The organism is Baekduia sp. (assembly GCF_035685985.1).
Taxonomy (GTDB): domain Bacteria; phylum Actinomycetota; class Thermoleophilia; order Solirubrobacterales; family Solirubrobacteraceae; genus Baekduia.
In genome coordinates, this window is record NZ_DASRZV010000033.1 from 1 (window position 1) to 25939 (window position 25939).

Consider the following 25939-nt stretch of genomic DNA (forward strand, 5'->3'; position numbering starts at 1 on the left):
CCCGCCATCGCCTACCTCGCCCGCAAACAAGCCGACGGCAAGACCCGCAAAGAAGCACTCCGCTCCCTCAAACGCCACCTCGCCCGCACCATCTGGCACCACACCCAGACCGCCACGACTTGACATAGGAGCAACCCCGCGCCGCGTCAACGGCCGGGGGCATGGCCCAAGGAGACAAGACTCCATGGACACGACGGACCGTACCTGCTCGACCTCGTTCGAGATCCCCGACGACGTCCTGCCCATCCTGCGCCGCGCCGCCGACTACGGCCTGGACACCTGCGCGTGGACCTCAGCCGCCGCGCCAGGAGCGCAGCCTGCTGCGGGCCTTGGGCGGATCGACGCCCTGGCGCAAGCGCCTGGCCGTCATCCGGCGCCTGTACAGCCGCGACTAGCGCGGCTGTCGATCGCGCGTCGCGGCGGCGATGCCGCGACGCCCGATCGCGGCGTCGAGCGCGCCATAGAGACGGTCTGCCGCCCGCTGCGCGGCGGTGGCGTCGATGTTGCTCCCCGCCCAGTCGATAGCGGTGGCGCACGCGGTCCCGTGCTCGCCGGAGCCGGTCCAGCTCCTCGGTCGGTGGTTCGGGCCGGTAGAGGGCGGCGAGCGGTCGCTCGTAGAGCTTGGCCGCGTTCTCGGCCTGCCGAAGGGTGAGGAGGTCTACATCCTCCTTGGCGGCCTCCAGCTGCCACGCCGGGAGGTGCAACCGGTGAGCGGCGTCTGTGAGGTCGTAGCCGATCGACTCCCGTGCTCAGCGGAGGACCGCCGGGGTGACGTAGGCGAGGGTCGTCGGAGTCACGCAAGGGATCGTATGCGCCCGCCCTGACCCCTGGCCTGAGCGCCAGCGGGGCCGTGAAACGGTCCCAATAGGCCATGAGTAGGCCATGGAACGCGCCGATGGCGCGTAGACGCCCAATTTCGGCGCGGCGACGGCAAAGAAAAAGACGCCGCTTTGCGGCGCCTTTGCAAGATGGCGAGTCCCGGACTCGAACCGGGGACACCACGATTTTCAGCTGCGCTGAAGGTCTTAGTGGTGAATCGGCTGAGTGGGTGATTGGCCTGCATCTGCGGTGATTCTGCTCACGCACCCGACTGGCCGTTTCGGCTCGTTTCGGTCGGGCTTGTTTGCGCGATATTTGCAGCCGAGGCGTCAGATGCCCAGGTCCAACTGATCTGGATGCTCCAAAGCCGGCACGGCTCGGCGAATGACTGCGCCGTCGTTGCGAAGCTCAAACTCAATTTCAACACCCTCAACGAGGATTCTCGTTCCAGTTCCCGGCTGTAATTGGAGTTCGTAGGGGATCCGGACCTCGTTGTCTCCTGCTACCACGATCTCCGGTGCCTCCGAATGATGTCGCTCGACCTCACGTCGAACTTCTTCGGTGATGGCGTACCGGGGGCCGTCGCCTGCTGTGGCTTCTTCGAGTGTGGGCTCGCGGGTCTCGACCAGCACCTGTCCCGCGTTGAATCCTCCACGGGTACGCCGCTTCTGTTCTGCTCGGTCACTGACGCTTGCGAGATCTGTTCCGGCGAGGGTGCAGAGCGAAGCGAGCACATCTAGCGCGTCGCCGATCTCTTCTAGTAACTCGTCGCTGGAGCCCGAACGCGCGATCTCAAGCGCTTCCTCGACTACCTTGGCGCGCAAGAGCAGTTGGAGTTCGTCGCCGGTCGCCTGGTAACGCACCACGTGTTCGCCGCGGGCAGCGATGTTTTCCGGGATCAGGTCCCGGACCAACTTGCCGAAGGACACCGGCTCTCCACCCGACGTGGAGATGAGATCTTGCGCCTGCACGTTGAGTCCATTTCGGACCAGCTCATAGTAGATGTGCGACAACGTGCTGCCTTCGAGTTCGATAGTGCAGCTGCTTGACCTGCAAACGTTGACTAGCTGCTCGAGAAAGCCAGCGTCGTGCAGAACGTCCGCCTCGGGGCGAAGATGAATAAGAACGCGATCGCCCGATGAGTTGGCCTCCTTCATTTCCGCCGAGAGAGTCTGGAGGTCTCGGACGTTTCGGACTAGCGCCTCCTGAGATGGAAAGAACGAGCCGGTGGCGGCGGGCCTCGCTGGCCGGTGGCTCCCGTCACGATGGACCCACGGCAAGATCGTGCGGCCTTGATCGACGATGTGGGTGCGAACGAAGAACATGATCTCCACTGGTTGACCCAAGTGGTCCGCGAGACGCTTAGACATGGAGGCGATTGTGCGCGCCTCGTCGTCGCTCAGTGCCGGGCGCCAGTCCCAGGGGCTGCCGAGCGGTTGGTCACGCCAGACCCCGTCCTCCCCTGACACGAGGATCTGGCTCTTGCATCGGACCTGTCGGCGTACGGTGCCGCCGCGGGCGTCAACGACATACGAGTCATGCGGGTAGTAGAGGAGTCCGTCCGGTAGTCCGTAGGTTGCGTCGATCTGGACCTGGCTCGTACTGGGGGCCGCCAGACTCCAAGCTGATGCGTCGGCCGGGACGAAGGGATGGACTAGGAAGACGATGTCCTCCAACTTAATGTCCAAGGCCGCCAGCCCTTCAAGGGTGGAGCGGATAAAGTCCAGTAGCTGCTCACTGCTGTACCCCGCGTCGGTACGGGCTCGCAGGACATCGAAGTCGCGGTCTTCTCCGCGTCGGACGTCGGTCCTGATTACGGCCCTTCTATCGGCGAGTAGAGCGAGGTCGCGTAGCAGCGCCTCAGGTGCTGGAGAGTCCGCCAGTCCAGCAAACAGATCTGGGTCGGCAAGGAGCCGCAGATCTTGGTGGGGAAGTCCGGCGGCGGTGTAGTCGGCGATGCACCGCACCTTTGGGAACGAAACGTCCGATCCGGTTGCAGGCCGGAAGCACTCCAGAGCCGGGAACTCCTTTGCCCAGCCGATCGCACGTGGCTCCTCCGAGCGCAGCTCTCGCATCAAGTCGTGTTGCACCAGCCAAAGGCGGGCACCGTCCCAGACCCACTCCAGGTGATGACGAGATCCAGGGCGCGTGAAGGTGCCGGCCACCTTGCGAAGCACGCCGGAGAGCTGCTCCGACGTGTCGCAGCTTGCATCGACCCTGTCCAGCGGAATCCGGTCGCTCTTCCGGGCGCGCATTCCGGTCACGCGAGCGGCTGTGGCCTCCCCCTGAAACTCGACAACCCAGTCGCGGCGATCGGCGCGGAGCCGGACTTCGTTCGACAAATGCCCCAGCAGGCGAGGCTGTACGTACCGCTGCACCACAAGCGGGATCGGATCCGCGACACGTGTCGCGGCCGCGTGGTTCCACACTTCAATAGCTGCTTCAGCGACGGTTACAAAGCCTGCGAACTTCACGTGCCGGGACTTGAATAGGCCTCTTTCGTCCATTCCCTCGTCGGTCGAACTACTCCGGACGATGACGCCTTCCGAGGCATCAAGGAACAAGCGTTCAAGCGCTGAGGTTGCGCTGCAGTTCTTCAGGCGGGATGCAACAACTTCGGCACTAACCATGTCCTGCGTCAACTGGGTGGCCATCTCCGAGGTGATGACGACGAAGTCCGGCGTCCATGCCGCCGGAAGGTCCGCAAGCCCTTCGGCCTTAGTTCCGACTGTCGCTGCCATCTGATTGCTCCTCTGCGCCCCGAAGGAGCTTGGACGCAGCCGCTGCGAGCGCGGCGACCGTGTCGTCTGAGAAGTAGCCCACCAAGAAGCTCACACCCGCCACCCCTGAGAGTGTCCCGGTGATCTGGTCGCTGAAAATAGGCAGCGCGCCTGAGATGAAGAGCGCCATGGTGCCAAAGGCGAGTCCGGCGGAAACCAGAGGCGTGAGAAACCGCCACGGACGCCTGTCGAGATGCCACTTGCCTCGGGCTACCGAGTGGTAGAGCCACTTCATTGAGAACAGGCAACCCCCGAGAAGGCCGCCAAACCAGGCGGCGCCGTACAGGGCGAGCGATCGGCTCTCCTCGGTCGTCAGGTCCAGAGGTTCATCGAGCTTGCCGGCGCTGAGACAGAACAGCCCGACCGGGCTTGCCGCGAAGAGAGCCACGAGGTACAACAACTCGAACCGAATATGCCAACGCGCGCGCTTCGGCCAGCGCGACTCCCAGTCGAACAGCGCTCGATCGTCAGAGGTCCCAGCTACCGAGGCGAATTCGCCCCCGCGCCGCGACCCGACGTTTCCGACGGATGAGTCATCTGCGCCAGTGTCATGACGGTCCTTGTCTGATTCCTGGCCTGTGGGTAGCTCTTCCAATCCCATTCCTCCGCTCGGCCGAGTTCGGCGGCGATGATCCGGCGAAGCGCCTGGCTGGGGATCGTGGCGCCAACTCCGATGGCCCCCCGTCCGTCAGCGTCTTGGACAAGAAGGTACGACTCGTCGGGAGCGGGACGCAGTCCATCTCGCAAGTCGTCACGCGCGAAGTCACGCCAAAGTAGGTCCGGATGATGTGCCCTCGCGAGGTCAACCAACGAGGATGACCACGGAACGAGGTGAAGGTGTACATGATCGATGGAGCAGCCGACGGCCGTCCCCGGTTCGTTCGGACCATGCTCGAAGACGCAGATTGGGCCGTAGTGTCGACGCAACTGCTCAGACACCTGATCGGTGTAGCGAACGAGTTCTGACAGGTCGTCGTCGTCCAAGCGCGCTGCGCTGAGCGCGTGGGCCCGTGGAAGTACTAGGACATGGCCCTCGACGAGTGCGCCGACCGACGCCCAGGTGAGGAAGTCTCGATCGGCGACTAGCGACACTTCCTGTGAGGTTGCGATGCGATCACAGAACTCACAGCCAGAACGGGCGAGTGGCTCGGAGCGGGTGGGATCGGACAGCACAGCCATGTGCCTAGCTTAACGTGGCGCTCGGATCTGTTCTGAGGGGCTGCGGGAGTCTTCGGGGCCAGAGGCTGTAGCGCCCAGCTCTCGCGTGATCGGCCGGAGGGCGTGGTCCGGGGCATCGAGGGGAAGGGCGTGGAGGCGACGCCGTCCGTTGCGGTGTGGCTCGGCGGCAGTGGCTCTCTCGCCCTTCACCACCCCCTTCAGCCGTTGAAGGGATAGCGCTGCCGCTCGCCCTGCAAATCGACGGTTTCTTAGGCCCTCCGCGAGCCCGACCACCCACTCACACGATGTACTTCGTAGCGATCGTGAGAGCGGGTGGTCGGCCTCACGGAGGGCCTGAGTTCCTGAAGGGCTGGGCGAGCGGCAGCGGAGGCCCTGGGTGGAGCGGGGGATGGGTTAGTCGGAGGTGGCTCGGGTGTAGTCGGAGAAGAGGTGATCGAGAGTGTGGACGGCGGCGAGGTTGGCGGCGAGGTCGTCGCGGATGGCGGCGGCTTCTTGGGCGGTGGCCGTGTCGAACTGGTCGCTGCGGTTGATGTTGGTGACGCGGAGGTCGTAGCTGCAGCGGCGGAGTTGGTCGATGTGGCCGTCGGTGAGGGGGACGTCGAGGTGGCCGGCGGCGGGGTCCTGGGACCAGCCGATGGCGTCGAGGACGGCGAAGGCGTCGCGGTAGATCTGCGAGAGCGCGATCTGGGCTTCGGGGCCGAAGTTCAGAAGCTCCTCGAAGAAGTAGTGGTTGGCCTCCAGGACCACGAGGGTCTGGCGGCGGAGGACGTCGACGGTGGACGGGTCGACGGGAACAAGGCAGGCGTGGTTACGCTGCTGGGTGCTCATGGAGGTTAAGGCTCCTTGGGCCGTGCCCCCGGTCGTTGGTAGCGGCGCGGGGGCGATTTGTTAAGGATGTTGAGCCGTGATGCTAGCTGATGGGACGGCTGCGTTGTCAAGGTGCTAGCGCGATAGCTAGCCGCCTAGCACCGCGTCGAAGAAGGTCGCATCGCCCACGCCTGCGTCGATGAGATGCACGTACTCCTTCAACGTGTAGGCGGGCGAGTGGTGGCCGAGCCATTCCTGGACCTGCTTGGCGTTCTTGCCTCCGCCGCCGTGCTCGACGGGTGCGAAGAGGAGCGAGGCACAGGTGTGGCGAAACGTGTGCAGCGTGACCCACGGTACGCCGGCCCGGCGTGCGGCGGGCGCGAGGACCTTCGCCTGCAGGTTGTGGCGGTCGAGGCGTGTTCCGCGCGTTTGAGACGAAGACCAGCTGGCCGTCGGAGTCCACCGGCTGGATCGCGGTGAGCTTGCGGACCAGGCCAGGGGAGAGCGGAATGTCGCGCTTGCCGTAGCGGGTCTTCGGTTCGCAGACGCGGTTGTCGGCGAATTGCCAACGCAACTTCACGTAGGGGCGGCCGGTGAGGATGACGTCGCGACCCCAGCGCAGTTCGCTGACCTCCCCGATGCGCAGGCCGGTGTGAGCCATGAACTCGAACAACAGCTGCCAGCGCGGCGGGACCTCTGCCACGACGCGCCGCAGCTCGTCGATCGTCATGGCGCGCTTCTCGATTGCGCGTGGGCGGGCGGTGCCGTCGCCTTCCGGCACGGTGACGCGGACGCTGGCCGCGGGGTTGTGGCGGATGACGCCCTCTTCCATCGCGTCCCCGAGGAGCGCTCGGAGGACGGCGATGTGCTGGCGGATCCAGGACTTGCCGAGCAGTCGGCCGGGGCGGCGCGGGTCCTCTTGCTCGTTCATCCAACGGACGAACGCCTTGACGTCGCGCGGCTCGATCTCGGCGAGGCGGAGGCGAACGCGGCTGTCGAAATAGGGGATGACCCGTGCCTCGAGCACTTGCGCGTAGGCGCGACGTGTCGACCCACGGAAGCCGTTCGACGTGCGGCCCTGGTAGTTGATGATCCACTCTCGGGCGTAGTCGCCGAAGGAGACGCGCGACAGGTCGCGGAGTTCGCCTCGTTCAATGTCGACTTCGGCGGCGAGCTTGCAGCGTCGGGCTTCGTCGTAGGTGTCGACGGTCTTCCAGCGCTGCACGCCGCGGATCCGGTAGGCGTACACGTACTTCTTGCCCCGGCGGTAGACGCCGGGCGTCTTGGTCTTCTCCAGCGATGACTTCTTCGCTGCCATCTCGGCTCCCGTGGTCGGGACCGAGACGAGCCGGAGGACGGGCGCGCTCACTTGGCGCCGCCGCCTTCAATCCAGGCGTCGAGGTGCGAGAGCTTGAACAGCAGCCGGGATCCCTCCTTGCGGTGCGGGATGGTCCGGCGGCTCACCAGGTCGTAGATGCGCTGGCGCTTGCACGCGAGGTGCGCGGCGGCTGTGTCGACCCCGACCCACGGCTCGGCGACGAACGCCGAAGCACGCAGGCAAGCGGCCGTGCGCTCGACCAGGAGGTCGAGCACGTCGGCCGGAAGCGGGATCGAGAGGTCGTCCATCGACCACGGACGGCGCGGCAGCGCGCCGCCTCCGGCGACCTGCTGTTTGCAGATCCGTTTGCACCCCGCCCCGAAGGCCGCCACCGCAACCCTCCGCCAGAACGACGAAAGCCCTGCAAACGCAGGGCTCCCGGACGATGGCGAGTCCCGGACTCGAACCGGGGACACCACGATTTTCAGTCGTGTGCTCTACCAACTGAGCTAACTCGCCGTGACGCGGAAGGGTACCGCGATGGGTAGGGTCGCCGCCGTGAGGCGGTGGGTGGTCGTTGGGTGTGGGGTGGCGGTCGTCGTCGGGGTCGTCGTGGCCGCGCTGCTGCTGCGAGGTGGGAGCCATGGCGGTCGCACCGCCGATGTCGGCGATCGCCGGGCGGCGGCGTTGGCGTTCGCGCCGACCAGCTCGGAGGTCGTGGTCGAGTTCGACGTGCAGCGGGGCTCGCAACAGGGCGCCCGGCTCAGGACGCTCGCCCGGACGTTCGTGGCGGCGCGGTTCGCGGCGGATGGCGTCAGCGCCTCGGTTCGCGGCGTCGGGCTGGACGCGGGCCGGGATCTCTCGTCGCTGCTCGGCGGGCCGCTGATCGCGTTCGGACCCGCCAACGCGATCAAGGGCCTGTCCGCCACGATCCAGGGGCTCGCGCTGAACCTCCCGGCGCTGGCGCGCGCGGGCGTCACCGCGGCCACGATCGGGACGAACGCCGACGACGTCGAGGCGGTGTTCCGCCGGGCGGTCGACGACGGGCGCCTGAACACGACGTCGGCGCCGGCGCCCGGCGTCAGCGGCTACGCGCTTCCGGACGGCACCGCGACGTTCGGCCGCCGCGGCGTGGAGGTGGTCCTGGGCGCGGATGCGGCGGCGGTGCGGAAGGCGTTCGCCACCCGCGACGCCCAGGCCGGCCTGACGCCGCGCACCTTCGACGAGCGCCTGGGCCCGCTGGCGCGCGTGCCCGCGCTGATTCGCGCCGCCGGCCCGGCGCGGCCGCTCCTCGCGCCGCGCGCCAAGAACGTCCCGTGGGTCGACGCGCTGCGCGACGGCAGCCTCGCGGTGTCGCTCGAGAAGCCGGGCGTCCGCCTGCGCGTGCACCTCGCGACCGATCCCACGGCCCTGACCGACGGCCGGCTCCCGCTCGCGCCCGGCGCCCAGCCGCCGCGGCCGGCCCCCGGGGCCCGCCAGATCCACGCCGCCCTCCGCGACCCCGCCCAGGCGATCCGCTTCATCGACGACAACAAGAACGCGCTCGACCTGCCGTTCCTCGCCGGCGTCGAGAGCGCGCTCACCACCCTCGACTCCGTCAAGGGCCCGCTGCACACCTTCGGCCGCATCGACGTCGACCACATCATCAACGGGCTGACGGGCACGGCGACGATCACGCCGGAGTCGCCGGGCAAGTTCGCGCTGCGCACCGAGACCACGACCGGCGGGGACCTCGAGACCGCGCTCAACCGCCTGGCGGCGGTGCCGGACTTCGCGCTGCGCCTCGCCAACGTGAAGCTGAACGTCAAGCGCGACGGCGACGCGTACGTGATCACCCGGGACGGCAAGGGCATCGCCAAGCTCGCGGTGCTGGACGACGACGTCCTCGTCGTGACGAACGACATGAAGGCGTCGCTGCGCGCGATCGCGAGCCGGCGGCCGGCGACCGCCACGACGACCGGCGCCCTCAACCTCCACCTCGGCGCCAAGGCGGTCCAGGACGAGCTGGTCCGCCGCTTCAACCTGCCGGACCTCGCCCGCCTCGTGCTCGACGGCTTCGGCGACGTCGACGGCGGGCTGAGGGTCGAGCGGGGCGGCGCCGACCTCGACGCCACCCTCGCGCTCAACTGACGAGCCGCCCCTCCCGCGCGCGGCACGCGCGAGGGAGGAGCGTCACGTCACCTACTGGCCGAAGGCCATCACCTGGTGGATGCCCGTCGGCTTGTTGGTGTACTGCATCGTGTAGAGCGGCAGCGGCGTGAAGCCGACCTTCGTCACCGGCTCCGTCCACTTCGACGGATCGTCGCCCTGCTTGCTCGCCAGCGTCTTGCCCGCGGCGCTGAGCGCCTTCCACAGCTCCGACGAGCAGCGCGACACCGAACCGTCGCCGCAGTACTTCAGGTGGTACTTGCCGACGACCTTCCGCTTCAACATGGTCCGGAAGTCCTTGCCCATGTACTGGTGCCACCCGCTGTACTGGCCTCCGGGCGGCTGGTCGAAGCGGGAGATCTGACCCTCCAGCGACTTGCACAGCGTCGAGCCGAGGCGGTCGCACAGGCCGGCGTTCGTGATGGCCTTCCACGCCGTGTCCAGGATGATCGCGCCCGGGGCGTCGATGTTGCCGTCGCCGTTGCGGTCGGCCCGCGAGCCGCCGGCCGCGTACCAGTCGTCCAGCTGCGCGACCAGCGCCGAGGACAGCGCGTCGGGCGCCTTCCCCTTGGCCAGCATCGCCTTCAGCACCGGCCAGAACTGCGTGATCCGGACGTCCTCGGTCGCCGCCGCGTTGGCCGCCGCCAGCACGTTGGCCAGCGTCGCCTTCGGGTAGCGCGCCAGCTCCGAGTTGAGCATGTCGACACGCTGGATCCCGCCCTCGTTGCCGAAGCGGTCGTCACCGGCCGGGAAGTCCTTGGCCGGCTTGTTGTTCCAGTTGACGATGTAGCCCGACGACGGGTCGACCACCTGCGGGTGCTTGGACTTCGCGAGCTCGCCCTTCCACTCGTACTTGCCCGTGCCGTCGACCGGGAGGTCGTCGTTGACGCCCTTGGGGCGGATCGGCAGCGCGCCGGAGGTGTAGAACGCCGACTCGGTCGCGCTCGCGTAGAACGAGTTGAACGTCTGCGGCGACTTGGCGGCGGCGTTGATGAAGTCCTTCGCGCTGTGGACGCGCGAGAACGTCATCTGCTGGTTGAACAGCTGGTCGACCGTCTCACGCCCGTAGGACGAGCGCTTGGTCGTCAGCGCCACCTTCTTGCCCGTCGAGCGGTTGGTGGCGTAGCCCTCGACCGGCCCGTGGATCGTGCGGTAGAAGACGGCCTTCGTCGTCTTGCCGCCCTTCTCGATCGTGCCGGCCTCGATCTTCTCCATCGAGCGGCACTTGCCCTTGTACACGTACTTGGTCTTCGAGCCGCCGCAGAGCTTCTCGGCGTAGGTGTCGATGATGTCGGCGCCCGCCGAGGTCAGCGACCACGCGTAGCCGACGCCGTGGCCGATCAGCATGTAGCCCGGGAACGGCGCGGACGTGACGCCCTCGACGTTGATCGACGGCGACGTCAGCTGCATCTCCATCGTCAGGCCGGGGTAGTTGTAGCCGATCTGCGGGCCGCCGACGAACAGCGGCTTGCCCGTGGCCGACTTCGACCCCGAGACGATCAGGATGTTGGAGGCCTCGTGGCGCTTGCCGGCGCTGACCGCCGCGGCGCGGGCGGCCGACGCCTTGGCCGACTGGCCCGGCAGCTTGATGAACGAGTTCTTGAACGACCCGGACTTCAGGCGGACCATGCCCTTGGGCTTGGACACCGACACGTTGGTGTCGACCGCCGCCTTCTTGGACGTCGTGTAGGTCGCCTCCGGGTCGTTGCGCGCCCGCAGGTCCTCGTAGGCCTCGTCGCCCTTCTTGGCGCCGAGCTTCTGGCGCAGCTGGTCGAGGAACAGCGCGTTGCTGACCTCGGAGCCGCCGCCCTGACCCAGGAACTGGGACTTGATCGCGTTCAAGGCGTAGATGTCGATCCGCGCGAACGGCTTGGACGTCGGCTGCGACACCTGCATGCGCGCGTTGATGCCCGCCAGGTAGGTGTCGATGTCGTTCAGCAGCTGCTTGCCCTGCGCGCCCTGCTTCTCGATGGCCTTGGTCTGCATCGCCTCGGCCTGCTTGGTGACCTTCGCGTTGGGCGTGTAGTTGTACAACCCGAGGACCAGGTTGATGGCCGGGACGCCCGGCATGTCGATCAGGCCCGCGACGCCGTTGTAGCGCGCCTGGTTGAGCAGCAGCGACTGGTCGGTCGCCACGGCGTAGCCGGCGCCGAAGATCGCGCCCGCGTCGGTGTCGCTGTAGATGTGCGGGACGCCGTAGCGGTCGCGCTTGATGCGCGCGCTGACCGGCCCGGCGCTCGGCGAGGTGCCGCTGACCGTGTCGGACGTCACGAACGACGGGTCGTTCTCGGGCAGCAGCGCCGCCGACTTGTAGTACCCGGTCCCGTCGGTGCTCGGCTTGAGCACGTCGTCGGTGATGTCGCGGAACAGTGGGGTGATGCGGTCGTACATCGCCGCCTGCGTGTCCGCGGGCAGGATGCCGGGGGCCGTGGCCCACGGGACGCCGGGCGCCTCGTTGCCATGGGGGACGATGTTGAGCTCCGTGTCGGCCGAGGCCGGCACGGCTGAGACCAGCGCAGCGGCTGCTGCCGCCGTCGCCAGAATGGCGCGCCGTGAAAGCACGTGGACCCTCCTCCTTCAATCACACGCCGAGCCCGACCATCGGGTTCGGCGCGAGGGACGTGGGAAGACGTTACTTCACAGGGTGTCTACTTGTCCCATGCCTGGAGCTGCGCGAGCGGATCGACGGGATGGCTGGAAGCGTCGCGGCGCCAGCCTCCGATCCAGATCTCGAAGTGCAGGTGCGGGCCGGTCGCGTCGCCGGTGTGGCCGACGCGGCAGAGCTGCTGGCCGGCGGCGACGGCCTGGCCGACCGTGACCGCGAACGTGTCCTGCTGGCAGTGGGCGAAGAAGAACGAGCGGCCGTCGACGGCGTCCATCGCGACGTAGAAGCCGGCGCCCGAGGCCTGGTAGTCGCGGGCGATGATCGTCCCGGCCAGCGGCGCGAGCACGGGCGTGCCCTCGGCGGCCAGGACGTCCTGGCCCTGGTGCTCGTGGCCGGTGCGGCCGGAGCCGAAGCGGGCGTCGGCGCCGCCGTAGGTGTGGGCGCCGGCGACCGGGAAGACGCCGTCGGCGGTGACGCCGGGGTCGGCGGCGGGCGACGTGGCGGGCGCGGGCGCGGGCGTCGACGGCGCCGGCGCGGGCGCCACCGGCGCCGGCTTGGCCTTGACCGTCAGCGGCGCCTTGCCCGACGCCGACGCGCGGCGCAGCAGCTGGCCGCCCGCGGGGCCCGCGGCGTGCAGCGAGACCTCGTAGCGCCCGGGCTTCAGCGCCACGCCCGACGGCCACGTCGGATGCAGCAGCCGGCCGGTGCGCACGGCGCCCAGCGGGATCGACACGGCGGTGCCGCCCGACCCCTTCAGCGGCCGGAAGGCCACGCGCGCCGTCACCCTGCTGACACCGCGCTGGTCGATGCGCACGGCGAGCCGGGGCGCGCTGCCCTCGGTGATCGTGTGGCGCCCGATGCGGAACGTCGTCGCGATCGGGTGCGTGGCGCTCGGTCGGCCGTTGGGCTGGCCGAACTCGGCGCCGCCGGAGCGCGGGCCGGTCGCGGCCTCCGCCGCGCCCACGGAGGGCGAGGACGCCGCGAGTCCACCGGCCGGAAGGGCCAGCGCGCAGGCGAGCAGGAAGAGCGGGAGGTGGCGTCGGGAGGGACCGCGCACACCACAGACGGTCGACCGGTCCCGAACGATCTGCCGGCGTGCACCGGTTCTTGCGCAGGTTTCGCGCGCTCGGCTGCAGGTTCCTCAGCGATCCAGCATGCGCCGCAACATCTCTGCCGCCCCGTCCTTGGCCAGCGGATCGTTGAGGTTGCCGCACTTCGGCGACTGCACGCAGGACGGGCAGCCGCGCTCGCAGCGGCACTCGCTGATCAGCCGGTAGGCGTCGGCCACCAGCCGCTCGAAGCCGATGAACCCCTGGTGGGTGATGCCCACGCCGCCGGGGTGGCCGTCGTAGATGAAGATCGTCGGCCCGCCGGTCTGCGGGTGGATGTTGGTGGACAATCCGCCGATGTCCCAGCGGTCGCACATCGCCAGCAGCGGGAGCACGGCGATCTGGGCGTGCTCGACCGCGTGCAGGGTCCCGAGCAGGATCTCCAGCGGGAACTCCTCCTCCAGCAGCGAGGCGTCCGGCTCGTACCACAGCGCCTGCGTGGTGAACGTCGTCTCGGGCAGGTCGAGGCCATTGAGATCGATCGGCTCGTGGTCGGGCAGCCGCTTGCGCTGGTAGGCGATCACGGTCTCGCTCACGCTGACCATCCCGAAGGACAACGTCACGCCCATCGTCTCGCGCCGGTCCAGCAGGCGCTCGATGTAGGTGTCGGTCTCCTTCTTGGGCTGCGTGTAGTAGTCGCCGTTGAACGGCTCGACCAGCGCGCGCCGCCCGTGGACGTCCAGCTCGCGGACCGCGTAGGAGCGCCCGAGGTGCAGGTAGACCGCGCCGTCGTGCACGGTCGAGAACGCGCGGGCGCTGTCGACCGATCCCAGCAGCTCGCCGCTGGAGAGGTCCACGACCCCGAACGCGTCCGGCGAGCCGGAGCGCAGCGACACGCGGCCGGCCGGGTAGTCCTCGGGCCGCTTCAGCCAGAACTGGCCCTGGCGCTGGACCAGCTCGCCGAGGCCTTCGAGATGCTCGCAGTGCGCGCGCACGCGCGGCCCGAGCGTCTCGGCGTCGCGCTCGGGCGCGATCGGGAACTCGTGCGCCGCGCACAGCAGGTGCGGGTCGTGGATCTGCTCGTTCTCGTAGTTGACGATCGCCGCCTCGACCGGCCGCTCCAGGAACTCGTCGGGGTGGCGGCAGAAGAACTGGTCCAACGCGTCCTCGCCGGCGATGTACACGGCGAAGCCCCGGCCGCGGCGGCCGGCGCGGCCCCACATCTGCTTCAACGAGGCCACGGTCCCCGGGAACGTCACGACGACCGCGGCGTCCAGCGCGCCGATGTCGATGCCCAGCTCCAGCGCGTCGGTGGTGACGACCGCCAGGAGGTCCCCGGACACCAGCCGCGCCTCCAGCTCCCGCCGCTGCTGCGGCGTGTAGCCCGCGCGGTAGGGCGCGACGCGATCGCGCAGCGCCGGATGCGCGTCGGCCAGCTGGTCGGCGACGAGCTTGGCCACCAGCTCGACGCCCTTGCGCGACTTGACGAAGCAGATCGTTCGCGAGCCGTTGACCACCAGGTCGCGCACCATGTCCGCGGCCTCGCCCAGGGCGGAGCGCCGCGTCTGCAGCGCCTCGTCGGTCAGCGGCGGGTTCCACATCGCGATCTGCCGCGCCGCGCCCGGCGAGCCGTCCTCGTCGATGTGCGCGATGTCCTCCAGCCCGGTCAGGCCCTCGGCCAGCTCGACCGGGTTGGCGATCGTGGCGCTGGCCAGCAGGAACCGCGGCGCCACGCCGTAGGCCGCGCAGACCCGCCGCAGCCGTCGCAGCACGTTGCCGACGTGCGAGCCGAAGACCCCGCGGTAGACGTGCGCCTCGTCGATCACGACGACGGCCAAGTTGGAGAAGAAGTCCCCCCACGCCGCGTGGTTGGGGAGGATCCCCATGTGCAACATGTCGGGGTTGGTGAGGATCAGGTTGGAGCGCTTGCGGATCGCGGTGCGCTCCTCGCGCTTGGTGTCCCCGTCGTAGATCGCCGGGCGCACGGAGCGCCCGAGCCGGAACGACGCGATCGCCCGCGCCTGGTCCTGGGCCAGCGCCTTGGTCGGGTACAGGTACAGCGCGCGCGCCTTGGCGTCGGTGCACAGCACGTCCAGCGTCGGTAGGTTGAAGCACATGGACTTGCCCGACGCGGTGCCGGTCGTCACGACGAACGGCGCCTCCGGGAAGGTCTCCCACGCGATCGCCTGATGGCGGTACAGCGACTCGACGCCCGCGCCCTGCAACCCCTTCAACAAGGTCGGATGCAGGTCGTCGGGCAGCGGCGCGAACACCGGACGCCGCGCGCCCTCGAAGGCCTGCCGGACCAGGCGCTCGTCCTCGCGACCCTCCTCCAGGAGCGCGCGCCAGGGCTCGGCGGCGGCCGCCGGGGCCACTAGGCGCTCGTGGGCAGCGTCGCCACCCGCAGCCAGAACTCGCGGAAGGCGCGCACGGTCTCGAGGTAGTGGTCGAAGGCCGTGGGCTTGGTGACGAAGCTCGACGCGTGCAGGTCGTAGGCGCGCTCGACGTCGGTGACCGTCTGGGAGGTCGTGAACACGATCACCGGCAGGCGCCGCAGACGCGGGTCGACGTCCTCGCGCATCGCGCGCAGGACCTCGAAGCCGCCCATGCGCGGGAGGTTGAGGTCCAACACCACCAGGTCGGGACGGGCGGCACCGCTGAACGACCCTTCGCGGCGCAGGAACGCCAGCGCGTCCTCGCCGTGGCGCACGACGTCCAGCGCGACCGCGGGGTCGCTGTCGGCCAGCGCCTCGCGCAGCAGCTCGACGTCGGACTCCGAGTCCTCGACCACCAGGAGCCGTCGCGGCCCCGACGCGCGGGTCATCCCTCTTCCCCTTGCAGCGTGACGATGAAGGTGGCGCCGGCGCCCGGCTCGGACTCGACCCGGATGCTGCCGCCGTTGCTCTCGGCGATCTTCTTGACGATGGCCAGGCCCATCCCGGTGCCAGGGTACTCCTCGGCGGTGTGCAGTCGCTGGAAGAGCCCGAACACTCGATCATGGAAGCGCGGCTCGATCCCGATGCCGTTGTCGGCGATCGCGATCTCCCAGCGGCCGTCGCCGTCGCGTCGGGCGGACGCACGTACGACGGGCGCCACGCCGTCGCGGCGGTACTTCAACCCGTTGCCGATCAGGTTCTGCAACATGGAGGTCATCTCGCGCGGGTGCGCGCGGACCGCGGGCAGCGGCTCGCGCCGCACGGTCGCGCCGGCGTCGGCGATCGCGTGCTGGAGGTTGGCGACCGCCAGGTCCCAGGCCTGCTCGAGGTCGACGGTCTCGGTGTCGTCGCGGCCGCGGCCCGTGCGCGAGTACTCCAGCAGGTCGGCGATCAGCTGCGACATGCGCCCGGCGCCCTCGCTGACGAACCCCAGCCACGACCGCGCGCGGTCGTCGAGCTGGTCGCCGACGCGGCTCTCCAGCAGTCCGACGTAGGACGTGATCGTCCGCAGCGGCTCCTGCAGGTCGTGCGAGGCGAGGTAGGCGAAGTGCTCGAGCTCGGCGTTGGACTCGCGCAGCTGGGCTTCGCGCTCGCGCAGCTCGACCGTCATCGCGTCGGCCAGGCGGACGGCGCGCCGCCGCGCCGAGGCCATCGACGCCAGCAGCGCGGCGGCCAGCAGCGACACGAGCACGCCCGCGATGCCGATCACCCACGGCACCGCGCGCTCGCCGGCCGACAGCGTCGTGCCCGAGCGGTGGTAGACGATCGCCCAGCGCCGGCCGGCGACCGCCAGCGAGCGGATCCGCGTGTGCGCGCCGCCACCGGTCAGCGCGGCCTGCGCGCGCCCCGGCCGGAGGTCGAAGGCGACCGCGTCGCGAGTGATGGGCGCGTCGGCGGGCGTGGTCGCCGACGGGCCGACGTCGTAGACCTCCAACTCGGTGCCCGCGGCCGACGGGCCGAGCACGCCGCGCAGCAGGTTGTCGAGGCGGAACGCGGCGTAGACGACGCCGGTCCACTGGCGCGGCGCCCCGGTCTGGGACGGCGGGCTGCCGTAGACCGGGACCATCAGGTCGATGCCCAGCGACGAGCCGCGCGACTGGATGAGGCTGATCGGCGCGGTCGCGGCCGGCTCGCCGGTCCGGCGCGCCAGCAGCGCGGCGCGGCGGCGGTTGGCCTCCGAGAGGAAGTCCAGCCCGAACGCGGCGCTGTTGCCCGGCGGCGGCTCGAGGTGGTCGATGACCAGCAGCTCCTGGGTGTCGGCCGACGGCTCGGGGTGGGCCTCGAAGCGCGGATAGTCCAGCCCGCTGGCGGCGGTCTGGCGGTTGACCTCGCGCGTGTGCGCGGCCAGCCCCGCGCGCGGGACGTAGCTGGCGAAGCCGATCACCTGCACGCCCGGGAAGCGGCGCATGACGTCCTGGTCGGCGAAGTAGTTGTGGAAGTCGCGGTAGCTGACGTCGGCCGACGCGTTGTACAGGCCCGCCGCGCCGCGCAGGATCTGCTCGTAGTCGTCCATGCGGCGGCCGATCGCCGCGGTGGTGTCGCGCGCGTCCTCGCTGAGCTCGTCGCGCTGGCGGTCGTGCAGCCGGACCGCCGTCGCGTAGACGGCGACGGCGGTCAGCGTCAGCAGCGTGGCCAGCAGGATCGCCGGCCCCCATCGCGCGAGGCCGCCGCCGTCGCTCTCGCGCTCAGGTGCCATCGGCCTCCGGGCCCGCCGCGCCGGGGCGTCGGCGCGCCCACAGGCGCTGCCAGAACCCGCGCTCGACGCGCGGCGGCCGCCAGCGCGCGGGCGGCGGGACCGTCGTGCGCACCAGCGCGACCCACTCGTCCAGCGGCAGCTCGCCGCCGATCAGCCGCGAGAGGCCGGTGGTCACCGGCGCCTCGACGCCCGCGTGGCGCAGCGCCTGCGCCAGCAGCCCCACGCTCTCCATCGCCTCGACCGCCTGGCCGATGCGCTCCGGGATCTCGTGCGCGGGGACGCCGTCGGCCAGCAGCTCGCCCGCGCGCCGGTTGCGCGACTGCGGCGCCAGCGCGGTGGCGACGAGGTCGCCGGTCCCAGCCAGGCCGATCAGCGACTCCGGCCGCGCGCCGAGGCCCTCGGCGAAGCGCCAGACCTCGGCGAAGATGTGGCCGGCCGCGGCGCCCGCTGCGTTGAGGCCCTGGCGCTCGGTCGCGCCCGCCGCCAGCGCGGCCGCGTTCTTGGCCGCGCCCGCCAGCTCGACGCCGACGGGGTCGTTGGAGGCCTCGCAGACCACGCCGGCCTTCTGGAAGAACGAGGACAGCGACAGCGCCAGCTGCTCGTCGGCCGACGCGGCGACCAGGCCCGCGCCCTCGTGGACCATCTCCGCCGCGTGCGCGGGCCCGCCGACGCAGGCGACGCGGTGCGCGCCGAAACCCGTGGCCAGGAGGATCGTGGGCGGCGTGCCCAGCGGCGGCACCAGGCCCTTGGCCAGCGAGACGACCGCGGCGCGCTTGGGCAGGCCGGCGGCCGGCAGCCCGGCGATGACCGCGTCCAGCCCGCGCGAGGGGACCGCCAGCAGGACGTAGTCCGCGCGCGCCAACCCGGCGCCGACGGCCTCGACCTTCAGCGCGGCGGGGAGCTTCACGCCCGGCAGGTAGGCCTGGTTCTCGCGGTCGGCGTTCAGACGCTCGGCCTGGGTCGCGGTGCGCGCCTGGAGCGTCGTGCGCACGCCGCCGCGCGCCAGCAGGACGGCGATCGCGGTGCCGAACGACCCCGCGCCGACGACCACGGCGCGGCGCGCGCCGGGCGTGGGCAGCGAGAGGGTCGGCCGCGGACGGTCGGGCACGGACGCGAGAGTAAGGGTTCGGGCGTTCCGACCGTCCTCAAAGGCCGCGCCGTCCGGCCGATGACCCAGGCATATGGAGCGCGCTGAGGCAGGGCGGCTCGAGCGCGCCCGTCGCTGCCGTTGGGCAGTCGTCGGTCGCTCGGCACATCCGGACGCGGCATCCGCGGGGCGCGAAGCCGCGCGCTCCGCCCTGGCCGCGCACGACGACGCGCGCCTGCTGATCGTCTTCGCCTCCTCCGACCACGACCTGCGCGCGGTCGCCGACGGCATCGCCGAGGCGGCCCCGGGCGTCCCGGTCGTGGGCACGACCACGGCCGGCGAGCTCGACGCGGCCGGTCCGGTGCAAGGCAGCGTGCAGGCGCTGGCGCTCGGCGGCGACGGCTTCTCCTTCTCGGCGACCGCGGTCAGCGCGGCCGCCGACCCGCGCGACGCGGGCGCCCGCGCGGCCGCCTGCGTCGGCGACGTCGCCGACGCGCCGCATCGCGTCCTGCTGCTGCTCAGCGACGGCTCCAACGAGACCCAGCCCGACATCGTGCGCGGCGCCTACTCGGTCGCCGGCGCGGGCGTGCCGCTCGTCGGCGGCCTGGCCGGCCACCGCGCGCCGGACGACGGCGGCGAGCCGGAGCTGTTGTACGGGAACGCGGTCCTCAAGGGCGCCGTGGTCGGCGTGGCGATCGGCAGCGACGCGCCGATCGGCGTCGGCGTCCGCCACGGATGGCACCCCGTCGGCGAGCCGATGCTGGTCACGCGCGTGGCGGCGGGCCGCGTGCTGGAGCTCGACGGCCGCCCGGCGGCCACGGTCTACCGCGAGCGCCTGGGCGGCGATCCGGACGTGCCGGTCACGGTCGCGGCGACGCTGACGCACCCGCTCGGGATGCGGCGCCGGGTCGGCGAGGCGCACGCGCGCTGGGTCGACGACGACGGCGCCGAGGACGGGTCGCTGCGCGGCGTCGTCCCCGCGGGCGCGCTGGTCTGGCTGATGGACAGCGACGCCGACGGCGTGATCGACGCGACCGACGCCGCCTGCGGCGAGGCGCTCGGCGCGCTCGGCGACGATCCGCCGCTGGCGGTCGTGGCCTTCGACTGCAACGCGCGCCTGATGATCCTCGGCGACGACGGCGCGCGCGACGAGGTCGCCCGGATGGCGGCCCACGCCGGCGACGCCGCCCTGACCGGCTGGTACACCTTCGGCGAGATCGCGCGCACGCGCGGCACCGCGGGCGTCCACCAGCAGACCCTCGTGGTCCTGGCGCTCGCATGAACGAGGCGTTCGCCGGCTGGGGCCCGCAGCAGCTCGCCGAGTTCCTCGGCGTGGTGTCGGAGTGCGCCGACGAGCGCGAGGCCGCCCGCGAGGGCGTCGAGCGCGCCGCCGAGGCGTTGGAGGCCGAGTGCGCCGCGCTGCTGGACCCGCGCGGGACCGTCGTCGCGTCGGTCGGCTGGCCGCGCTTCGAGGTGCCCGAGCGGCGCCTGGCCGAGATCGCGCCGGGCGCGTACGGCGACGTGCTGCCGGTGCCGGGCGCGGGGTCGTGCCCGGCGGTCAGCGCGCCGCTGAGCGACGACGGCTACGCGCCGCGGCTGGTGCTCGCCCGCACGGGCGAGCCGTTCACCGGCGAGGAGCGCACGCTGCTGCGCGCGATGGCGCGCGGCCTGGGGCTGACGATGCGGCTGCTGGAGACGATCGCCGGCGAGCGCGCGCTGCGCACGCGGGCCGACCTGGCCGCCGCCGAGAACGTGCGGTTGTTGGACACCTTGCGCAAGCGCCAGCGCGTGCTGGAGGCGATGGCGCGGATCCAGCGCGCGATCTCCCGGCGCGAGCCGCTGCAGGGCGTGCTGGAGACGATCGTCGGCGCGGCGGGCGAGCTGCTGGGCGACGACGCCCCGGCGCTGGTGCTGCGCGACGAGGAGGACCCGAGCTGGCTCGTGGTCGCGGCCTCGCGCGGGTACGCGGACGGGCTCGTCGACCGCGGGATGCGGCGGCGACCGGTCGGCGTTGGCGTCGCGGGGCGCGCGGTCGCCGAGGACCGGCTGATCGTCGTCGAGGACTACCTGTCGGCGCCGGACGCGCTGCCCGCGTTCGTGGCGTCCGGGATGTCGGCCGCGATGGCCGCGCCGGTCCACGAGGACGGGCGCGTGAGCGGGGCGCTGGTCCTGTCGTCCTTCAAGGCGGGCCGCGTGTTCTCGCGGGCCGAGCAGGACATGTTGTCGTCCTTCGCCGAGCACGCGTCGCTGGCGCTGACCGACGCGCGGCGCGTGGACACCATGTTGCACCAAGCGCTGCACGATGCGCTGACCGGTCTGCCGAACCGCGCGCTGTTCACGGATCGCCTGCGGCACGCGCTGACCCAGGGGCGCCGGCGCGGCACGGCGTGCGGCGTGATCTTCCTGGACCTCGACCGCTTCAAGACCGTCAACGACTCGCTCGGCCACGCGGCGGGCGACGAGCTGCTGGTCGCCGTGGCGCGGCGGGTCGACGAGTCGCTGCGCAGCGCCGACACCGCGGCGCGGCTGGGCGGCGACGAGTTCGCGGTGTTGTTGGAGGACCTGGCGGGCGTCGAGGAGGCCGTGCTGGTCGCCGATCGGATCGGCGCGGCGCTGAGCGCGCCGGTGGTCGTCCAGGGGCGCGAGGTGTTCGTGAAGGCGTCGGTCGGCATCGCCGTGGGCCGCGCGGGCGCGCCGGAGCTGCTGCGCCAGGCCGACGTCGCGATGTACCGCGCCAAGGCCGAGGGCAAGGGCCGCGCGCGCGTCTTCGAGGAGGCCATGCAGGCCGAGGTGCTGGAGCGCCTGGAGCTGGAGGGCGAGCTGCTGCGCGCGATCGAGCGCGACGAGATCGACGTGCACTACCAGCCGGTGATCGCGCTGGACGGCCAGACGCTGGCGGGCTTCGAGGCGCTGGCGCGCTGGACGCACCCGTCGCGTGGTCTCGTCCCGCCGCCGCAGTTCATCCCGCTGGCCGAGGAGAACGGGTCGATCGTGGCGCTGGGCCGGCAGATCCTGCGCGCCGCGTGCCGCCAGGCGGCGCGGTGGCTGGAGGAGTTCCCGGCCGCCTCGGGGGCGCCGCGGATCATGTCGGTGAACTTGAGCGGACGCCAGCTCGAGGACCCCAACATCGTCGCCGACGTCGCCGCGGCGCTGGCCGACTCCGGGCTGCCGGCCTCCGCGCTGGTGCTGGAGATCACCGAGACCGTGCTGATGCAGGACACCGAGGCGACGATCGCGCGGCTGACCGCGCTGAAGGCGCTCGGCGTCCGGCTGGCGGTCGACGACTTCGGGACCGGCTACTCGTCGCTGCGCTACCTGCGGCGGTTCCCGATCGACATCCTCAAGATGGCCAAGCCGTTCGTCGACGGCCTCGACGCCGGCGACGACGAGGGCCGCGCGCTGGCGCGGGCGATCGTCGAGCTGGCGACGTCTTTGAAGCTCGCGTGCATCGCCGAGGGCATCGAGGCGGGCGCGCAGGCCGCGGTCCTGCACGAGCTGGGCTGCGGGCTGGGGCAGGGCTACCACTTCGCGCGGCCGATGGAGGCCGCGGCGATGACCGCGCTGATCGCCGAGCCCGCCGGGCGCGGGTTCGCGATGCCGGCGCTCGACTAGACCCGGCGCTCGGCGATCGCTCGGCCCAGCCGCTCCGCCGCCGCTTCGATCTCGGCCGTCGTCGACGCCTCGGCGATGACCTGAAGGTCGAGGATGCGCGCGCCGAAGGGGTCGAGCGCGTGCTGCCCGACGATCGCGTGGGAGGGGACGCCGGCCTGTCGCGCCCGCGTCGCGATCTCGCCGGCGATCTTGCCCTGGAGCGTCGTCTCGTCGAGGCGGCCCTCGCCGACGATCACGGCGTGGGCGGCGCGCATGCGGCGGTCGAAGTCCAGGGCCCGCAGGACGAACGCGGCGCCGGGCTCGAGCTTGGCGCCGTACGTCGCCCACAGGCCGCCGGCGAGGCCGCCGGCGGCGCCGGTCATCGGGACGCCGCGGGGATCCTTGGGCATGGTCGCCGCCTGCTTCGCGAGCCGCTTGGCCAGGCGCTCGACCGTTCGCGCGTCCGCGCCCTTCTGCGGGCCGAACACGCTCGGCGCCTGCTCGAACGGGGCGCGGACGTCGGAGAGGACGACGAGCGCCGTGCCCCGCAGGCCGCCCGCCTCCTCGATCGCCTCGATCGCGCCCGCGCCGCCGTCGGTCGTCGCGCTGCCGCCCGCGGCGACCAGCACGACCTCCGCGCCCGCGGCGCACGCCGCGACGATCAGCTCGCCGGTGCCGCGCGTGGTCGAGTTGTAGGCATCGCGCTCGTCGTCGGCGACGCGGTGCAGCCCCGACGCCTCGGCGACCTCGACGATCGCGGTCCCACCGTCCTCGATCAGCGCGAACCCCGCGGACGCGATCGGTCGCCCGAGCGGGTCGGTGGCGGGGGCGCCCGCCGTCTCGCCACCCAGCGCGGTCAGCAGCACCTCCAACGTCCCCTCGCCGCCATCGGCGACCGGGCACAGATCCGGCGGGACGAGCCCTCCGCGCTCCAGCCCGGCGCCGATCGCCGCGGCGACCCGCGACGCGCGCAGGGTGCCCTTGAACGAGTCGGGGGCGACGAGAACCGGCGGAGCGGACACGGCGCCGGACTCTACCCGGGGTCGCCGGCGCCGCCTCGGGGGGCGAGTTCCGCACCGACGGCGCCTACGTGTCGGCATGGAACACGAAGACGCCGTCCGTCTGGTCCGGGCGCTCGCCGAGCGTCAACATGGTGTGGTCGCTCGCCGGCAGATGCTCGCCGCCGGCCTCGACGCCGAACGTGTCCGTCGCTGGCGAGAGAGCGGGCGCTTGGTCGACCTGCGCCGCGGGGTCTACGCCGTCGGCCATGCGCGCCTCACGCAGGAGGGACGCTGGTTGGCCGCGGTCCTGGCGTGCGGAGAAGGAGCGCTGCTCAGCCACGGAAGCGCGGCGGCTCTGTGGGGGCTGCGGCCGCCCGGAGGCGCGGCGATCCACGTCACGATCCGCTCCGGCGGCCGGCGCACGCCGGACGGGAGCGTCAGAACCCACCGCTCCGTGATCGCGCCCGAGGCGTTCCGGACCGTGGAGCACGGCATCCCGGTGACGACCGTCGCCTGGACGCTGCTCGACCTCGCCGCCGTGGTCCGTCCGCACCTGCTCCGGCGGGCGGTGGAGGCGGCGGATCGTCTGGAGCTCCTCGACGCCGGTGCGATCGACCGGGCGCTGGCGGCGTCCCCGCGGCGGGCCGGGGCCACGGCGCTGCGCACGGTCCTCGATGACATGGCGGTCCACGGGATCACGTTCACGCGCAGCGACGTCGAGGCGAAGCTGCTGCAGCTCTGCCTCGACCACGACCTTCCGCGTCCGCAGGTCAACCATCACAGCGGCGGCGTCGAGGTCGACTTCCGCTGGCCGGAGCATGGCCTCGTCGTCGAGGTCGACGGTTGGGCCTTCCACCGCGGTCGTGCCGCCTTCGCCGCCGACCGGGCTCGCGACCGCCGTGCGCTCGCGGCGGGCTGGCGTGTCGCGCGCTTTCCCGCCGGCGAGGTCCTGCGCACGCCGCGGGTGGTCGCCCGCGAGCTCGGTCGCCTTCTCGACCAACGGCGTCTTCGTGTCGGATAGGAACACGAAGGCGCCGTTGGTCTCAGGTGTCGAGCTGGTCGACCGTGCACTCCGACGGGCGCTTGTCCTCGCGCCAGCGCTGGACCTTGGCGCCGTGGCGGATGCGGCCGTCGGAGACGTGGTCGAAGGTGACCTCGACGACGAGCTCGGGGCGGAGGCCGACCCAGGCGAGGTCGCGGCCGGCGGACCAGCGCGACGGCTCGCCGGTGCCGCGCTCGCCGGTCTCGAAGGGCGCGAGCCGCGCGGGCAGCTCGCGCTTCTCCTTGGCGCTGAAGCCGGACGAGTGGCCGATGACGCGCAGGTCGCCGTCCTCGTCGTACAACCCCAAGATGATCGCGCCGAGCGTGCCTTCGAGCTTGCCGGGGCGCCAGCCGACGACGACGGCGTCGACCGTCCTCACGCGCTTGATCTTCACCATCCCGGTGCGCTCGCCCGCCGCGTACGGGGCCTCGGCCTCCTTGGCGATCACGCCCTCCTCGGTCTCCAACCAACCACGCGCCTCGTCCCCGGTCCAGACCACGGGCGCCAGCTCGACGCCCGGCAGGCCGGCGGCCTCGAGCGCGGCCCGGCGCTCGCGGTACGGCAGCGCCACGAGCGCGTCATCCCCCAAGGCCAACAGGTCGAACGCGATCAGCCGCGCGGGCGTCTCGACCGACAGCCGCTCGATCCGCGACTTCGCCGGGTGGATCCGCTGGCCGAGCGTGTCGAAGGACGACGCGACGATCTCGCCGTCGAGCACGTAGCGCCCGTCCGGCAGGGCCGCGACCACCTCCGGGAAGTAGCGGTCGAGGTCCTTGCCGTTGCGCGACTTGATGATCTTCTCTTCGCCGTCGGCGAAGACGACGGCCCGGAAGCCGTCGAACTTCGGCTCGTAGGCCCAGCCGTCGCCCTCAGGCAGGCTCGTGCGCGAGCGCGCGAGCTGGGGCGACAGCGGGGGCGTGATCGGCAGCGGCATCGGCGTCAACGCTACCCGCCGGCCGCAACTGCAGGACGACGACCGCGCCGAGCACCAGCACGCCGCCGGCGATCTGCGACGGGCCCAGCGACTCGCCGTACAGCGCCATCGCCAGGCCGACCGTCACGGCCGGCTCGACGGTCGAGACGATCGAGGCCGTCGCCGGGCCCACGGCGCGCATCCCCGACAGGAACGCCGCGATGCCCAGCACCGTCGAACCCCACGCGAGCGCCAGCACCCACAGCCAGCCGCTGGGGTCGAAGCCGAACGACAGCGAGCCGCTGGCGGCGCCGACGGTCGTCATCGACACCGCCGCGCCGGTGGTGATCAGGCCGGCCAGCACGAACGGGTCGACGCTGCCGACCATCCGGTCGCTCATCAAGATGTAGGCCGCGTAGACGACCGCGCAGCCGAGCGCCAGCGCGACGCCGAGGCCGTCGATCGCGCCGACCGAGCCGCCGGCGAGGACCAGCACGGTGCCCGCGGTGGCCAGGCCGAGGGCGCCCACGCGGCGCGACGTCGCCTGCTCGCGCCCGAGCGCGAACGCGCCCGCGAACACGAGGATCGGGTAGATGTAGGTCAACAGCGAGGTGAGCCCGGCGTCCAGCCGGGTCAGCGCGCCGAAGTAGCAGCCGCCCTGGGCGGCGTAGCCGACCGCGCCCAGCGCGAGGCCGCTGACGATCGTGCGACGGTCGGGAAGGCGCGCGCCGCGCGCGGCCGCGATCGCCCAGAAGGCGGCGGCCGCCAGCAGGAAGCGCAGCGACAGGAGCGTGACGACGGTCATGCCCGACGCGTAGGCCTCCTTGGCGAAGACGGCCATCGCGCCGAACGCGACCGCCGACAGGGCGCACAGGAGCATCCCGCGGTGATGGGGAGAGAACGACATGTAGGGGAAGAGGGGGAGGTGGGGAGGGGAGGGCGCTACCAGTTGCGGTCGCTCGGGCGAC

The 25939-nt window shown here is 71.5% G+C and carries 19 protein-coding genes and 1 tRNA gene; 4 read left to right on the top strand and 16 right to left on the bottom strand.

Annotated features, from left to right (window positions below; translation table 11 throughout):
* Positions 1–1148 precede the first annotated feature (1148 nt).
* The 7 genes from VFG42_RS21510 to VFG42_RS21535 form a co-directional block, all read right to left on the bottom strand.
* A complete protein-coding gene (locus VFG42_RS21510) occupies positions 1149–3560 on the bottom strand; it encodes a nucleoside triphosphate pyrophosphohydrolase (protein WP_324910865.1) in 2412 nt (803 codons plus the stop codon).
* Complete coding sequence (locus VFG42_RS21515; protein ID WP_324910866.1) at positions 3538–4194, bottom strand: hypothetical protein; 657 nt, start codon at positions 4192–4194, stop codon at positions 3538–3540. Before VFG42_RS21515 ends, VFG42_RS21510 begins: the two co-directional genes overlap by 23 nt.
* On the bottom strand, positions 4080–4778 hold the full coding sequence (locus VFG42_RS27565; protein ID WP_414642439.1) for an HIT domain-containing protein: 699 nt from the start codon (positions 4776–4778) through the stop codon (positions 4080–4082). The genes VFG42_RS21515 and VFG42_RS27565 overlap by 115 nt, the downstream gene beginning before the upstream one ends.
* Positions 4779–5171: 393 nt before the next feature.
* Positions 5172–5606, bottom strand: coding sequence for a hypothetical protein (locus tag VFG42_RS21520; RefSeq protein WP_324910867.1), 435 nt, complete (start codon positions 5604–5606; stop codon positions 5172–5174).
* A 106-nt stretch (positions 5607–5712) separates the two neighbouring features.
* Positions 5713–6903, bottom strand: a complete 1191-nt coding sequence (locus VFG42_RS21525; protein ID WP_324910868.1) for a tyrosine-type recombinase/integrase — start codon at positions 6901–6903, stop codon at positions 5713–5715.
* Between the two features lie 47 nt (positions 6904–6950).
* A complete protein-coding gene (locus VFG42_RS21530) occupies positions 6951–7211 on the bottom strand; it encodes a helix-turn-helix domain-containing protein (RefSeq protein ID WP_324910869.1) in 261 nt (86 codons plus the stop codon).
* A gap of 138 nt (positions 7212–7349) precedes the next feature.
* Positions 7350–7422 (bottom strand) — tRNA-Phe (locus tag VFG42_RS21535).
* 39 nt (positions 7423–7461) lie between these two features.
* On the opposite strand from VFG42_RS21535, the gene VFG42_RS21540 reads away from it, so the two are divergent.
* Positions 7462–9033, top strand: coding sequence for a hypothetical protein (locus VFG42_RS21540; protein ID WP_324910870.1), 1572 nt, complete (start codon positions 7462–7464; stop codon positions 9031–9033).
* A 51-nt stretch (positions 9034–9084) separates the two neighbouring features.
* On the opposite strand, the gene VFG42_RS21545 is transcribed toward VFG42_RS21540, so the two are convergent.
* The 6 genes from VFG42_RS21545 to VFG42_RS21570 all read right to left on the bottom strand — a co-directional run bounded on the left by VFG42_RS21545 (position 9085) and on the right by VFG42_RS21570 (position 18445).
* Positions 9085–11553, bottom strand: a complete 2469-nt coding sequence (locus VFG42_RS21545) for a penicillin acylase family protein (RefSeq protein WP_324910871.1) — start codon at positions 11551–11553, stop codon at positions 9085–9087.
* A gap of 146 nt (positions 11554–11699) precedes the next feature.
* Entirely contained in the window at positions 11700–12713 is a 1014-nt protein-coding gene (locus VFG42_RS21550) for a M23 family metallopeptidase (protein ID WP_324910872.1), read from the bottom strand.
* Between the two features lie 84 nt (positions 12714–12797).
* Positions 12798–15080, bottom strand: a complete 2283-nt coding sequence (locus tag VFG42_RS21555; RefSeq protein WP_324910873.1) for a DEAD/DEAH box helicase — start codon at positions 15078–15080, stop codon at positions 12798–12800.
* Entirely contained in the window at positions 15080–15529 is a 450-nt protein-coding gene (locus tag VFG42_RS21560; RefSeq protein WP_324910874.1) for a response regulator, read from the bottom strand. The genes VFG42_RS21555 and VFG42_RS21560 overlap by 1 nt, the downstream gene beginning before the upstream one ends.
* Positions 15526–17337 (bottom strand): CHASE domain-containing protein, encoded by a 1812-nt coding sequence (locus tag VFG42_RS21565; RefSeq protein ID WP_324910875.1) that lies wholly within the window; start codon positions 17335–17337, stop codon positions 15526–15528. The genes VFG42_RS21560 and VFG42_RS21565 overlap by 4 nt, the downstream gene beginning before the upstream one ends.
* Positions 17327–18445 (bottom strand): NAD(P)H-dependent glycerol-3-phosphate dehydrogenase, encoded by a 1119-nt coding sequence (locus tag VFG42_RS21570; RefSeq protein ID WP_324910876.1) that lies wholly within the window; start codon positions 18443–18445, stop codon positions 17327–17329. Before VFG42_RS21570 ends, VFG42_RS21565 begins: the two co-directional genes overlap by 11 nt.
* A gap of 73 nt (positions 18446–18518) precedes the next feature.
* Between VFG42_RS21570 and VFG42_RS21575 the strand changes: the two genes are divergently transcribed.
* Complete coding sequence (locus tag VFG42_RS21575) at positions 18519–19706, top strand: FIST signal transduction protein (protein WP_324910877.1); 1188 nt, start codon at positions 18519–18521, stop codon at positions 19704–19706.
* Positions 19703–22036 carry a putative bifunctional diguanylate cyclase/phosphodiesterase gene (locus VFG42_RS21580; RefSeq protein ID WP_324910878.1) on the top strand — a complete coding sequence of 778 codons (2334 nt, stop codon included), beginning with the start codon at positions 19703–19705 and terminating at the stop codon, positions 22034–22036. The genes VFG42_RS21575 and VFG42_RS21580 overlap by 4 nt, the downstream gene beginning before the upstream one ends.
* Here VFG42_RS21580 and VFG42_RS21585 read toward each other — a convergent pair.
* On the bottom strand, positions 22033–23037 hold the full coding sequence (locus VFG42_RS21585) for a glycerate kinase (RefSeq protein WP_324910879.1): 1005 nt from the start codon (positions 23035–23037) through the stop codon (positions 22033–22035). The genes VFG42_RS21580 and VFG42_RS21585 overlap by 4 nt on opposite strands.
* Positions 23038–23470: 433 nt before the next feature.
* On the opposite strand from VFG42_RS21585, the gene VFG42_RS21595 reads away from it, so the two are divergent.
* Complete coding sequence (locus VFG42_RS21595) at positions 23471–24037, top strand: DUF559 domain-containing protein (protein WP_324910881.1); 567 nt, start codon at positions 23471–23473, stop codon at positions 24035–24037.
* A gap of 22 nt (positions 24038–24059) precedes the next feature.
* On the opposite strand, the gene VFG42_RS21600 is transcribed toward VFG42_RS21595, so the two are convergent.
* Complete coding sequence (locus VFG42_RS21600) at positions 24060–24992, bottom strand: ATP-dependent DNA ligase (protein WP_324910882.1); 933 nt, start codon at positions 24990–24992, stop codon at positions 24060–24062.
* Positions 24928–25878 carry a DMT family transporter gene (locus VFG42_RS21605; protein ID WP_324910883.1) on the bottom strand — a complete coding sequence of 317 codons (951 nt, stop codon included), beginning with the start codon at positions 25876–25878 and terminating at the stop codon, positions 24928–24930. Before VFG42_RS21605 ends, VFG42_RS21600 begins: the two co-directional genes overlap by 65 nt.
* Between the last annotated feature and the right edge of the window lie 61 nt (positions 25879–25939).